Source organism: Streptomyces sp. NPDC002935, assembly GCF_040611295.1.
Classification (GTDB): Bacteria; Actinomycetota; Actinomycetes; order Streptomycetales; family Streptomycetaceae; genus Streptomyces.
Genome location: NZ_JBEXNW010000036.1, coordinates 30,529 through 43,439, shown reverse-complemented (window position 1 = coordinate 43,439; position 12,911 = coordinate 30,529). Strand labels below are relative to the sequence as shown.

13 protein-coding genes and 1 riboswitch are annotated in these 12,911 nt (G+C 70.2%); of the genes, 7 read left to right on the top strand and 6 right to left on the bottom strand.

What is annotated here, in order from left to right:
- Positions 1-9: 9 nt before the first annotated feature.
- The 4 genes from ABZX90_RS35045 to ABZX90_RS35030 form a co-directional block, all read right to left on the bottom strand.
- Entirely contained in the window at positions 10-1,008 is a 999-nt protein-coding gene (locus tag ABZX90_RS35045; protein ID WP_351130737.1) for an ABC transporter permease, read from the bottom strand.
- Positions 1,009-1,483: 475 nt separating this feature from the next.
- On the bottom strand, positions 1,484-2,284 hold the full coding sequence (locus ABZX90_RS35040) for an enhanced serine sensitivity protein SseB C-terminal domain-containing protein (RefSeq protein ID WP_351130739.1): 801 nt from the start codon (positions 2,282-2,284) through the stop codon (positions 1,484-1,486).
- A gap of 229 nt (positions 2,285-2,513) precedes the next feature.
- Complete coding sequence (locus tag ABZX90_RS35035) at positions 2,514-3,290, bottom strand: enhanced serine sensitivity protein SseB (RefSeq protein ID WP_351130741.1); 777 nt, start codon at positions 3,288-3,290, stop codon at positions 2,514-2,516.
- A 62-nt stretch (positions 3,291-3,352) separates the two neighbouring features.
- Positions 3,353-4,021, bottom strand: a complete 669-nt coding sequence (locus ABZX90_RS35030; protein WP_351130742.1) for an AAA family ATPase — start codon at positions 4,019-4,021, stop codon at positions 3,353-3,355.
- Positions 4,022-4,224: 203 nt separating this feature from the next.
- Positions 4,225-4,321, top strand: a riboswitch (glycine riboswitch).
- A gap of 147 nt (positions 4,322-4,468) precedes the next feature.
- On the opposite strand from ABZX90_RS35030, the gene gcvT reads away from it, so the two are divergent.
- The 7 genes from gcvT to ABZX90_RS34995 all read left to right on the top strand — a co-directional run bounded on the left by gcvT (position 4,469) and on the right by ABZX90_RS34995 (position 11,755).
- Positions 4,469-5,602 carry a glycine cleavage system aminomethyltransferase GcvT gene (gene gcvT / locus ABZX90_RS35025; protein WP_351130744.1) on the top strand — a complete coding sequence of 378 codons (1,134 nt, stop codon included), beginning with the start codon at positions 4,469-4,471 and terminating at the stop codon, positions 5,600-5,602.
- A gap of 158 nt (positions 5,603-5,760) precedes the next feature.
- Positions 5,761-6,138 carry a glycine cleavage system protein GcvH gene (gene gcvH, locus ABZX90_RS35020; RefSeq protein ID WP_261705604.1) on the top strand — a complete coding sequence of 126 codons (378 nt, stop codon included), beginning with the start codon at positions 5,761-5,763 and terminating at the stop codon, positions 6,136-6,138.
- An 11-nt stretch (positions 6,139-6,149) separates the two neighbouring features.
- Positions 6,150-7,412, top strand: a complete 1,263-nt coding sequence (glyA, locus tag ABZX90_RS35015) for a serine hydroxymethyltransferase (RefSeq protein ID WP_351130745.1) — start codon at positions 6,150-6,152, stop codon at positions 7,410-7,412.
- Positions 7,413-7,574: 162 nt separating this feature from the next.
- Complete coding sequence (locus tag ABZX90_RS35010) at positions 7,575-8,942, top strand: L-serine ammonia-lyase (protein WP_355211769.1); 1,368 nt, start codon at positions 7,575-7,577, stop codon at positions 8,940-8,942.
- Between the two features lie 232 nt (positions 8,943-9,174).
- Positions 9,175-9,732, top strand: coding sequence for a glycoside hydrolase family 25 protein (locus tag ABZX90_RS35005; RefSeq protein ID WP_351130749.1), 558 nt, complete (start codon positions 9,175-9,177; stop codon positions 9,730-9,732).
- A gap of 220 nt (positions 9,733-9,952) precedes the next feature.
- Complete coding sequence (locus ABZX90_RS35000; protein ID WP_351130750.1) at positions 9,953-11,125, top strand: N(5)-(carboxyethyl)ornithine synthase; 1,173 nt, start codon at positions 9,953-9,955, stop codon at positions 11,123-11,125.
- Positions 11,126-11,212: 87 nt separating this feature from the next.
- Positions 11,213-11,755 carry an MOSC domain-containing protein gene (locus ABZX90_RS34995; protein ID WP_351130752.1) on the top strand — a complete coding sequence of 181 codons (543 nt, stop codon included), beginning with the start codon at positions 11,213-11,215 and terminating at the stop codon, positions 11,753-11,755.
- A 40-nt stretch (positions 11,756-11,795) separates the two neighbouring features.
- Here the strand turns inward: ABZX90_RS34995 and ABZX90_RS34990 are convergent, their stop codons facing one another.
- Both ABZX90_RS34990 and ABZX90_RS34985 read right to left on the bottom strand, forming a co-directional pair.
- A complete protein-coding gene (locus ABZX90_RS34990; protein ID WP_351130753.1) occupies positions 11,796-12,458 on the bottom strand; it encodes an NAD(P)-binding domain-containing protein in 663 nt (220 codons plus the stop codon).
- Positions 12,459-12,682: 224 nt separating this feature from the next.
- Positions 12,683-12,895 carry an EF-hand domain-containing protein gene (locus ABZX90_RS34985; protein WP_351130755.1) on the bottom strand — a complete coding sequence of 71 codons (213 nt, stop codon included), beginning with the start codon at positions 12,893-12,895 and terminating at the stop codon, positions 12,683-12,685.
- Positions 12,896-12,911 lie beyond the last annotated feature (16 nt).

Here is a 12,911-nt window from a genome sequence, read left to right as displayed (position 1 = left end):
CGTCAGGCATCAGCGACTGCGCGGGTCGAGAGCGTCGCGGAGACCGTCGCCGAGCAGGTTGAAGGCGAGGACGGTCACGAAGATGGCGAGGCCGGGCACGATCATGAACTGCGGGTCGACCTCGTAGTAGGTGACCGCTTCCCTGAGCATGCCGCCCCACGAAGCCTGCGGGGGCTGGATGCCGACCCCGAGGAAGCTCAGGGACGCCTCGAAGAGGATGTTGGTCGGGATGAGCAGCGTCGAGTAGACGATGATCGGGCCGACCAGGTTGGGCAGCAGCTCCCGGAAGACGATGTACGGGCCCCTGGCGCCCATGCCCCGGGAGGCGTCCACGAATTCCCGCTCACGCAGGGCGAGCGTCTGGCCTCGGACGATCCGGCCCAGGTAGGGCCAGTTGAAGAAGCCGATCACGAAGATCAGGACGCTCAGGTGCAGCGGGAGCCCTTCGAGGCCGAACGCGCCGCCCTGCAGGGTGGCGGAGATGGCGATCGCGAAGAGCAGGAGGGGGAAGGCGAGGAAGGTGTCCATCAGGCGGCTGATGATCGAGTCGACCCGCCCGCCGTAGAAGCCCGCGACGACGCCCAGGATCGCGCCGATCACGTTCGACAGGATGGTGGCGCCGAAGGCGACCACCAGCGACACCCAGGAGCCCTCCAGGACACGGGTGGCGAGGTCGCGCCCGAACTTCGGGTCGACGCCGAGCGGGTGGTCCGCGCTCATGCCGCCCGAACCGCCCTTGGGGAGCGAGGTGTTGGGGTCGATCAGATCCTGGTGGAAGGCGTTCGGGTCAAGCCCGAGCATCGACTGGATGGGCCGGGCGAGGATGGCCATCAGGATGAGCAGTACGACGATGACACCGCCGGCGACCGCCACCTTGTCGCGCTTGAAGCGCGTCCAGGCGATCTGTCCCAGGGAACGGCCCTCGATCTGCCCCTTGCCGACTCCGGCAAGCACAGCCTCTGGCTGCGCTTCCGTTGCCGTCGCGGTGGTCTCGATCGGTGCGGTCACAGTGACCCGACCCCTCTCGCCGGTGGTGACCGGCCTACGCCTGCCGCTGTCTGCGGCTTGGTTCACTTGCTCGCCAGGAAGTTGACCGCAGATGGTGCGGTCCGATGACCCGGCTGATGATTCGACTTGCACTCGCTCACAGGATCGATGTCCCGTGTCTGATGGGCGAGTCTTCAGTGCCGCCACGATCAGGTGCCAGGCCTCATGGAGAAAGTATGCGCAACCGTGATGCTTGTTGGGGGATTCCGTTATCCGGACAGTGGGTAACGCGAGCCGGACGGCGGGCATTTGGGTTCGAAAGGTTCACCAGAGCCCTTTAAGTGCCAAGCCGTACCAAATTGGGACAACTAGCCCAGGTGGCTGAATCCCCGCAGGTCAACAGCACGGCACGTACGACACACGAGAGTCGTCCGCAGGGTCATGATGCCAGCCGTACTCGCACTGTCGTCCGACGGGTCCGGGATGCGGAACGCCCTCAGTAGCCGCCGCGGGCCGGCGGATAGCCGTAACCGCCCGCCATCGGCGCCTGTGCGGGGGCCGCGTGCGCCTCACGGTCGTAGAACGGCCGGGCGTTGGCGCGCAGCCACATCGCGACCGGGTCGAACTCGTCCGACATCGCGACGGTGGAGACGGGCAGCCCGTCCGGGACCGCGCCGATGGACTGCTGCATCATCGCCCGCACCGAGTCGACGGCGGGCGGCGAAGTGTCGTAGAGGTCGAGGCCGATGGCGAGATACGGCGCCCCTAGCGCGGGCTGGACCCAGGCGCGGCGCAGCGAGCGCACGGCCGGGGTCAGATGCGCGTTCTGGGTGAGCAGGGCGTAGAACTGCGGGATCTCGATACCGGGTTCGGAGAGCCGGAGCGGGCCCGCGGGCTGCCGCTCCAGGCCGGTGGCGATCCGGCGCAGATCCAGCCAGGGGATGCCGAGGCCGCCGCCGGGGGCGTGCGGGTTGAGCCAGAGACCGAAGTGGTCGGGGTACAGGGTGCGGGCGACGTCCAGCCCGTCGACGACCTCGTACGAGCGGTTCCAGCCGCTGGCCGAGAGTTCCTGGGCGGAGGTGACGCAGGGCGCGTACCCGAAGCCTTCCACCTGCATGTTCCCGTACTGGGCGTCCGGGGAGCCCGCCTGGCCGTGCCAGAGCAGCATCCACACCTGGCCGGACGACGGGGTCGCGAGCGCGCGAAGCAGCGCCTCGTAGGCGTCGTAACGCCCGGGCGTCACCTGGCGCAGCATGTGCTCGACCTGCCCGGCCGCGGCCGTGCCCGACGCGCTCACCCTCAACCGCCCCTTCGCGAACTATTCACGACGAACCCATCCATTACGCCCGAGGCACCGGTCGACGAACGTGCGTCAACACCTCGACCGGGCCATGAAACCAGCTTATGCGGCGATCGCGCTCCGCCGGGGGAAGCCGTCGAGAGCCGAAGCTCGCCGATCGCGGGCCGCGGCGGGCCGTCCGTGGCCGTGCGGACGGCTTCCCGAGCGCCCTCGGGACGGGCGCCGTTCAGTGACCGTGCTGGTAGAAGGGGCGCACCTGGGCGCGCATCCAGTCGCCGACCGGGTCCTGCGTCACGTCCAGGAGAACCAGGTTCACCGGGATGTTCATCGGGACACGGCCGAGGGCCCGGCCGAGGGCGTCGAGGGGAAGGGTGCGGGCCTCGCCCTCCCACAGCGAGAGTTCGACGCCGATGAACATGACCGGATCGTCGCCCTCGATGCTGGCCAGACAGCGGCGGGCGCTCAGGACGACGCCGGTCCCGGCGAACTCGGCCGAGGCGGCGGCCAGGAAGTCCACCGGATCCTCCTGCCAGTCGGGCTCGAAGAGCCGCACCCGGCCACCGCTGGCCGACCCGTCCAGCAGGGTCCGCCCGGCCCGGCACAGCTCGGCGACGGCGGTCGGCGGCAGCGGTACGCCGACCACGCCGTCCGGATTGACCGCGATGCCGACCTGCGGCGGAAGTCCGCGGGCGAACTCCACGGCGGGCGCGATCGTGAACGACATGTGGCCGCCGGTGACCTGCCGGAACTGCTCCTCGGAGCTGAAGACGGGGACGTACACCTGGCCCCCGAGCTCCATCGTGGGCAGGTCGAGCGGACCGGTCTGCGGGCCACCGCCGTTGGGCAGCGGCACCCAGACGAAGCTGCGGCCGAGCACCTCGACGATGCGGGCGCCCGCCGAGGGCCCCGCGGGCACACCGAGGGAGGAGGACAGCACCTCCTCCAGCTCGTTGCCGGGCCAACCGCCGTGCGGATGGGGATGCGCCTGTGCCGGGAAGTCCATCTGTCTACCGCCTGCTTCGAACCACTGTTCCGGCTGGAAAGGTTAATGCGCCCGCACGTCGGTCAGGGGCCGAAGTCGATCCTGCGCAGCACGTCCGCCGCGTCCCGGTCGATCAGCACCGCCGATCCGCACCCCTCGGGCAGGTCGCCCTTCTCGACGGAGCGCAGCAGCCGGGTGACCGCGCCGCGATGGCGCGCGAAGGCGTAGCGCGAGACGCCCCGGCCGCGCTCGCGCTGGCCGTCCAGCGCGGTGCCCGGCGTGACGTCGAGCAGCAGCAGGTGCAGCGCGCCGCCCCGGCGCCGGGCCTCGCGGGCGAGCCAGCGGCGCACCCAGGCCTGCGTGCCGCAGTCGTGCACGACGACTCCGCCGTCGCCGCGCAGCGCACGGCGCAGACCGGCGTAGTGCGCGAGGCGGACGAGGGGCCGGTAGACCGCGTAGGGCAGCAGGCGGGCCGTGCGCCCGTCCCAGCGGTCGCGGGTGTCCTGCGAGTCGACGCGCGCGCCCTTCACGGCCCGCCGCATCAGGGTCGACTTGCCGCTGCCGGGCAGTCCGGTGACCACGACGACGTCGCGTGCCCCGAAGCGGAGACCGTGCGGGCTGTGTCCGGCCCGGTCCCGGAGGTCCCTGACGACGGCCGCCGGAAGCGGACCGCACGCCTCCCGGGCCGGTACACCGGTCTGCTCGGGCAGCGCGAGACCCGAGGTCGTCGCGTACGCCGTGGTCCTGTTCACCGTGACCGTCCTCCCCTTGGATGTGGAGTCCCATCCCCGTCGAGTGTAAAGAGAAGGTAATGCCCGGCGCTTCCCATTTCGGTGCACGGACTGCCACAGGCCGGTCACAGATGCGGACCGCCGGAATCGGACCCTCCGGCCGCGGACTGCCAGGATCGGACGGCGCGTGCAATGATGGCCGCGCCAACTGCATACCGGCCGCTTGAATCCGCGCGGGAGAGTCCTGGGTACGTGTACCCGGGCGCCGAAGGAGCAAGTCCCTCCCTTGAATCTCTCAGGCACCGTTACCGCGCGGGCGAGGCACATCTGAAAAGCGGGCCGCCCACCGGTGGCTCCACCCAAGGTGCAAATCAGGACCACCGTTTCGTGGGGTCTTGATGAACCTCTCAGGTTCCGATGACAGATGGGGAGGAACGACCTCGCCGTCATGCCTTGGGAGCCAGACCGATGAGCAGCACCGCACCCCGTCACACCGCGCTCGATGCCCTGCATCGCTCGCTCGGCGCGACCATGACCGACTTCGCAGGCTGGGACATGCCCCTGCGCTACGGCTCCGAGCGGGACGAGCATCTCGCCGTCCGCACGAAGGCCGGCCTCTTCGACCTCTCCCACATGGGCGAGATCACCGTCACCGGCCCCGAGGCCGCGGCGCTCCTGAACCACGCGCTGGTCGGCAACATCGCCACCGTCGGCGTCGGCCGCGCCCGCTACACCATGATCTGCCAGGAGGACGGCGGCATCCTGGACGACCTGATCGTCTACCGCCTCGCCGATCACGAAGCCGCGTCCCCTCAGTACATGGTCGTGGCGAACGCCTCCAACGCCCAGGTGGTGCTGGACGCCCTGACCGAGCGCGCCGCCGGTTTCGACGCGGTCGTGCGCGACGACCGTGACGCGTACGCGCTGATCGCCGTGCAGGGGCCGGAGTCCCCCGGCATCCTCAAGTCGATCACCGACGCGGACCTGGACGGCCTGAAGTACTACGCGGGCCTGCCGGGCACGGTGGCCGGCGTTCCGGCGCTGATCGCCCGCACCGGTTACACGGGCGAGGACGGCTTCGAGCTGTTCGTCGCCCCCGCCGACGCCGAGAAGGTGTGGCAGGCGCTGACCGACGCGGGTACCCCGGCCGGGCTGGTCCCCTGCGGTCTGTCGTGCCGCGACACGCTCCGCCTGGAGGCGGGCATGCCGCTGTACGGGCACGAGCTCACCACCTCCCTGACCCCCTTCGACGCCGGCCTCGGGCGGGTCGTGAAGTTCGAGAAGGAGGGCGACTTCGTGGGGCGCGCCGCGCTGGAGGAGGCCGCCTCCCGTGCCGAGCAGAACCCGCCGCGGGTCCTCGTCGGCCTGATCGCCGAGGGACGTCGCGTGCCGCGCGCCGGGTACCCGGTCGTCGCCGACGGCCAGGTGATCGGCGAGATCACCTCCGGTGCCCCCTCCCCCACGCTGGGCAAGCCGATCGCCATGGCGTACGTCGACGCCGCGCACGCCGCGCCGGGCACCGCCGGTGTCGGCGTGGACATCCGGGGCAGCCACGAACCGTACGAGGTCGTGGCGCTGCCGTTCTACAAGCGCCAGAAGTAAGACTGGTCCGCACGGGCCGGACATGACACGGATGCCCGTCGGGCGCCGGCACTGACGGGCGACCCCGTCGGGCGCCGGACGTGACCCTGGGCACATCTGCCCGCGCTACCCACGCTTCCCTCCATCACCACTCCACCGCGTACAGGAGAATTCAGGCCATGAGCAACCCCCAGCAGCTGCGCTACAGCAAGGAGCACGAGTGGCTGTCCGTCGCCGAGGACGGCGTCGCGACGGTCGGCATCACCGAGTTCGCGGCCAACGCGCTCGGCGATGTCGTCTACGCCCAGCTCCCGGAGGTCGGTGACACGGTGACCGCGGGCGAGTCCTGCGGCGAGCTGGAGTCGACCAAGTCGGTCAGCGACCTGTACTCCCCGGTCGACGGCGAGGTCGTCGAGGCGAACCAGGACGTGGTGGACGACCCGTCGCTGGTGAACTCCGCGCCCTTCGAGGGCGGCTGGCTGTTCAAGGTGCGCGTCGCCGACCAGCCCGAGGACCTGATGTCCGCCGACGAGTACACCGCCTTCACCGCCGGCTGAGGAGTCACCGCATGTCGCTTCTGAACACCCCGCTTCACGAGCTGGACCCGGACGTCGCCGCCGCCGTCGACGCCGAGCTGCACCGCCAGCAGTCCACCCTGGAGATGATCGCCTCGGAGAACTTCGCTCCGGTCGCGGTCATGGAGGCCCAGGGCTCGGTCCTGACCAACAAGTACGCCGAGGGCTACCCCGGCCGCCGCTACTACGGCGGCTGCGAGCACGTCGACGTGGTCGAGCAGATCGCCATCGACCGCGTCAAGGCGCTGTTCGGCGCCGAGCACGCCAACGTCCAGCCGCACTCGGGCGCCCAGGCCAACGCGGCGGCGATGTTCGCGCTGCTCAAGCCGGGCGACACGATCATGGGTCTGAACCTGGCGCACGGCGGGCACCTCACCCACGGCATGAAGATCAACTTCTCCGGCAAGCTCTACAACGTGGTCGCCTACCACGTGAGCGACGAGACCGGTCAGGTCGACATGGCCGAGGTCGAGCGCCTCGCCAAGGAGTCCCGGCCGAAGCTGATCGTGGCCGGCTGGTCCGCCTACCCGCGGCAGCTGGACTTCGCCGAGTTCCGCCGCATCGCCGACGAGGTCGGCGCGTACCTCATGGTCGACATGGCGCACTTCGCCGGCCTGGTGGCCGCGGGGCTGCACCCGAACCCGGTGCCGCACGCCCACGTCGTCACGACGACCACCCACAAGACCCTCGGCGGCCCGCGCGGCGGCGTGATCCTCTCGACGGCCGAGCTGGCCAAGAAGATCAACTCCGCGGTCTTCCCCGGTCAGCAGGGCGGTCCGCTGGAGCATGTGATCGCCGCCAAGGCCGTCTCCTTCAAGGTCGCCGCCACGGAGGACTTCAAGGAGCGCCAGCAGCGCACGCTGGACGGCGCGCGCATCCTGGCCGAGCGTCTGGTCCAGGACGACGTGAAGGCCGTGGGCGTGGACGTCCTGTCCGGGGGCACGGACGTGCACCTGGTCCTGGTCGACCTGCGCAACTCCGAGCTGGACGGGCAGCAGGCCGAGGACCGCCTCCACGAGGTCGGCATCACGGTCAACCGCAACGCCATCCCGAACGACCCGCGCCCGCCGATGGTCACCTCCGGTCTGCGCATCGGCACGCCCGCCCTCGCCACCCGCGGCTTCACCGCCGAGGACTTCACCGAGGTCGCGGACATCATCGCCGAGGCGCTGAAGCCGTCCTACGACGCGGAGGCCCTCAAGATCCGCGTGTCCGCTCTGGCCGACAAGCACCCGTTGTACCCCGGCCTGAAGTAGTTTCGTACGCTCTAGGTCGTACGTTTGGGTCCGTACGGTTCTTCTCGTACGGACGTCCGGGGCACCGCGCACACTGGAAGCAGAGCGCGGTGCCCCGTTCCATGCAGTTCCGCACCACCTCCGCCGGACAACGGCGTCCGGCGAAACCACCAAGGAGTTCCCGTGGCCATCTCGGTCTTCGACCTGTTCTCGATCGGCATCGGCCCGTCCAGCTCCCACACGGTGGGCCCGATGCGCGCCGCACGCATGTTCGCCCGGCGGCTGCGCAACGAAGAGCTGCTGGCCCCGGTCACGGCGATACGCGCCGAGCTGTACGGCTCCCTGGGCGCGACCGGCCACGGCCACGGCACCCCCAAGGCGGTGCTGCTCGGCCTGGAGGGCTCCTCACCCCGGACGGTGGACGTGGAGGGCGCCGACGAACGGGTCGAGCAGATCAAGTCCTCCGGGCGGATCAACCTGCTCGGCGAGCACGAGATCGACTTCTCCTTCGACAACGACCTGGTCCTGCACCGCCGCAAGGCCCTGCCGTACCACGCGAACGGCATGACGATCTTCGCGTACGACGCCTCCGGCGAGCTCGTCATGGAGAAGACGTACTACTCGGTCGGCGGCGGCTTCGTGGTGGACGACGACGCGGTCGGCGAGGACCGCATCAAGCTCGACGACACGGTCCTGAAGTACCCGTTCCGCACGGGCGACGAGCTGCTGCGGCTCACGAAGGAGACCGGCCTGTCGATCTCCGCCCTGATGCTGGAGAACGAGCGGGCCTGGCGCACCGAGGAGGAGATCCACGAAGGGCTCATCGGCATCTGGCGCGTGATGCAGGCATGCGTCTCGCGCGGCATGGCCCGCGAGGGCATCCTGCCGGGCGGCCTCCGGGTCCGCCGCCGCGCCGCCCACTCGGCCCGCCAGCTGCGCGCCGAGGGCGACCCGCTGGCCCACGCGATGGAGTGGATCACCCTCTACGCGATGGCGGTCAACGAGGAGAACGCGGCGGGCGGACGTGTGGTCACCGCCCCCACCAACGGCGCGGCGGGCATCATCCCTGCGGTGCTGCACTACTACATCAACTTCGTGCCGGGCGCAGACGAGGAGGGCGTCGTACGGTTCCTGCTCGCGGCCGGAGCCATCGGCATGCTCTTCAAGGAGAACGCCTCCATCTCGGGCGCCGAGGTCGGCTGCCAGGGCGAGGTCGGCTCGGCCTGCTCGATGGCGGCCGGCGCGCTCGCCGAGGTGCTCGGGGGCAGCCCCGAGCAGGTCGAGAACGCCGCCGAGATCGGCATGGAGCACAACCTCGGCCTGACCTGCGACCCGGTCGGCGGCCTGGTCCAGATCCCCTGCATCGAGCGCAACGGCATGGCCGCGGTGAAGGCCGTCACGGCGGCCAGGATGGCCATGCGCGGCGACGGCTCCCACATGGTCTCCCTCGACAAGGTCATCAAGACCATGAAGGAGACCGGCGCCGACATGAGCGTCAAGTACAAGGAGACGGCCCGGGGCGGGCTGGCGGTCAACATCATCGAGTGCTGACGAACAGCCATGGACCCGGCCCGGTCCGGCGAGCCCAGCGGCACGCCCGACCGGTCCGGCCGGCACCGCACGCCCGCCGCGTCCTGACGGGCCGCGAGGACGAGGGCGTCCGCGCCGGTCACCTGTACGAGGGTGGGGTGGGCTAAGTGGGGGAACGTGAAAGGCAGTTGTTCCCCACGACACCGGGCATCGCCCCGCGTGGCCCGTCCCCCCGTGCACGGAGGCTCCACCCATGCTGCGAGGCATCGACGTCAGCGCCTACCAGCCGTCCGCATACGGCACCGCCGGCCTCTCCTTCGTCTTCGTCAAGGCGACGGAAGGCCGCTCGTACGTCAACCCGAAGCTCACCGCGCAGGTGAGAACGGCCCGCGACGCGGACTGTGTGGTGGGTTTCTACCACTTCCTGTGGCCGGGCAACATCACCGCCCAGGCCGCGTACTTCGTCAGCAAGGCCCCCGAGAAGGCGGGCGATCTGCTCGCCGTCGACTGGGAGACCACGGGCGACGGCACCCACGCGAGCAACGCGGAGAAGGACCGCTTCCTCCGCAAGGTGAGGGAACTCCGCCCGGACCACCGGGTGGTGCTCTACACCAACCGGGACTTCTGGCTGAACGTCGACACCACCTCGTACGCCGGTGACGGCCTCTGGATCGCCGACTACGTCACCGCCGGCAAACCCCGCATTCAGGCGAAGTGGCGCTTCCACCAGTACACCGACGAGCCGGTGGACAGGGACGTCGCGGACTTCGAGAGCAAGGCCGCGCTGCGCGCGTGGGCCGGCAGCGCCTAGAGATCGTCGACGGTCCGCGCTGTCCTCCCGCGGGCAGATCCGGTGCCGGCGACCTGCGCGTACGTCGAGCTCAAACGAGCGGCGGGGGTCCCGGCGCCGGGACGGGAGTACCGTGGCCGTACCGAGCGCACCTCGCACGCCGTCATCCATTTCGGTGTCGCCCTCGGGGAACGGCAAAGGCCGGAGCACATCGCGTCCGGCCGGAGATGAGCCGCCCCACATGAGTCTGATGAGTCTCGGAGTACTTGCCTCCTCCCGCAAGGAGAACGAGTTCCGGCTGCCGCTGCACCCGCGCCACCTGGACCGCATCGCCCCGGACCTGCGCGAGAAGATCTTCCTCGAACAGGGCTACGGCCGGCGGTTCGGCGTCGCGGACGACGCGCTGCGACCACTCGTGGCGGGCCTGCGCACCCGCGAGCAACTCGTCGCCGAGTGCGACATCATGCTGCTGCCCAAGCCCATGCACGACGACATCGCCGAGCTGCGCGAGGGCCAGGTGCTGTGGGGATGGCCGCACTGCGTGCAGGACGAGAAGATGACGCAGATCGGCATCGACCGACGGCTGACCCTGATCGCCTGGGAAGCCATGAACCACTGGACCTCCACGGGCGCCTTCAGCGTCCATGTGTTCCACAAGAACAACGAGCTCGCGGGCTACTGCTCGGTGCTGCACGCCCTGCAGCTCGGCGGGCTGACCGGCAGCTACGGACGCCGCATGCGCGCGGTGGTCATCAGCTTCGGCGCCACAGCGCGTGGAGCTGTCACGGGCCTGGGCGCCATGGGCGTCTCCGACGTCACGGTGCTCACCCAGCGCGCCGCCGCGGCGGTGGCCTCGCCGATGCCCTCGGTCGTGATGGGCCACTTCCAGGAGCAGGACGACGATCCGTCGCGCCTGCAGGCAGTCACCGCGGCCGGTTCCGTGCCGCTGGCGGAGTACCTGGCCGGGTTCGACATCATCGTCAACTGCGTCCTGCAGGACACCGACGCGCCGCTCATGTTCGTCACCGACGAGGAACTCGCCCTGTTCCGGCCGGGGACCTTCTTCATCGACGTCGCCTGCGACGAGGGCATGGGCTTCGCATGGGCCCGCCCGACCACCTTCGGCGATCCCATGCCCGCGGTGGGGCAGGGCTGCCACTACTACGCGGTGGATCACAGCCCGTCCCACCTGTGGAACTCCGCCACCTGGGAGATCAGCGAGGCGCTGCTTCCCTACCTGCGCAAGGTCATGAGCGGTCCCACGGCATGGGACGCCGACGTCACGGTCCGCAAGGCCATCGAGATCCGCGACGGCGTCGTCCAGAACCCGAAGATCCTCTCCTTCCAGCACCGGTCGGCCGCCTACCCGCACGCCCCCGAGACCCCGTCGACCACGCTGAGCTCGGCGGTCTAGGGATCCTTCACCGTTCTCCCCGGGCGGGCCTTACGATTCCGCTGGTCACCGGCGCGACCAGCCGCCGGGCGAGCGGGGAGCGATTGCATGGGTGGGACAGTCAGCGCGGTCAGCAGCAGCGGGACGTACTCGTTCACCAAGCCGAACCGGGAGAGCGTCACGCTGCTCGCCGGGCTCGGGGTGGAGGGGGACGTCCATGCCGGGACGACGGTCAAGCACCGGTTCCGGATGGAGAAGGACCCGTCGCAGGTGAATCTGCGGCAGGTGCACCTCATCCACGAGGAACTGTTCGACGAGGTGCGGGAGGCCGGGTTCGAGGTCGCGGCCGGTCAGCTCGGGGAGAACATCACCACCCGGGGCATAGACCTGCTGGGGCTGCCCACGGGGACGCGACTGCGTCTCGGGGCGACGGCCGTCGTCGAGGTGACCGGGCTGCGGAACCCCTGCGCCCAGATCGACACGTTCAGGAAAGGTCTCCTGAAGCAGGTCGTCGGGCGGGACGAGGACGGGAAGGCCCGGTTCAGGTCCGGGATCATGAGTGTCGTCCTCGTCGGCGGGGTGGTGCGGCCCGGCGACGGCGTGGCGGTGGAACTGCCGGACGGGCCGCACCGGTCCCTGGAGATCGTCTGATCCCCGTACGGCTGGAGCGGTTGCGGGCCGGCTGTACCGGTTACCCGCGGAACTCCGCCGAACGCTCCGGGGACGCCTCCGCCAGCGCCTTGTTCACCGCGTCGAGGCCTTCCTGGAGGCCGTAGACGGGAGTGCCGGGCTGCTGACGCCAGGAGTCGGCCAGGCCGCCGGAGTCGACGGTGTCGAAGCCGATCTCGTCGATCAGGTCGCGCACGCGCCGCTTGGCGGCCGCGTCGTCGCCGGCCACCGGGAGGGCCATGCGGTCGGGGGCACCGGCGGGGCGGGCGCGGTCGAGGAGGTCCTGCGCGTAGGTGCCGTTGAAGGCCTTGATGACCGTGTGGCCGATCTGCTGGGCGGTCCAGCCGCTCTCGGTGAGACCGTCGTCCTCGATCCCGGCGATCCTGCCGTCACGCTGCTGGGGGTAGTAGTTGCCGGTGTCGATGACGGCGGCGCCCTCGGCGGCTCCGTCCAGGATGCCGTCCGGCAGGTTCGGCACGGCCTTGAGCGGGATCGTGACGATCACGACGTCGGCGCCCCGAGCCGCTTCCTCGACCGTGACGGGGGTCGCCCCGGTCTCCTCGGCGAGCGCGGTGAGCGTGTGGGGACCGCGGGAGTTGGCGACGGAGACGTCGTGGCCGACGGCGGTGAGCCGCCGGGTGAGGTTGCCGCCGATGTTGCCCGCGCCGATGATGCCGATCTTCATGAGACAGACCCTTCCGGGGTTGATGCTCCTGATGGGCATCACCAACCCCGGGGGCGGACGCGCTATTCCGGGACGTACGGCGTCCGGGTGACTGCCGCGGAAGACGCCGGGGCGCCCGCGGCCCTTCCGGCTCCGCGCCCTCGTGCCGCTAGGGCTTGTGGGCGGGCTTCGGTACGCCGAAGGGGCGCCCGCCGGGAGACCGGTGGGCGCCCCTTCGGCAGGCGTCACTTGTTCAGGTGGGTCCAGAACTCGTCGAACGAGAGGACCTTGTCGCCGTTGAGGTCACGGCTGGCGATGACGGCCTCCGCCACCGACTCGGTGACGTTCCAGTCGCCGCCCTGGGCGAGAGCGGACTTGAACTCGGCTGCGGTGATGAACCCGTCACCGTCCGTATCGATCCGCTCGAACTGCTTGCGTGCTTCCTCGATGTCGGCCACCGATCCGCCCCTTCGT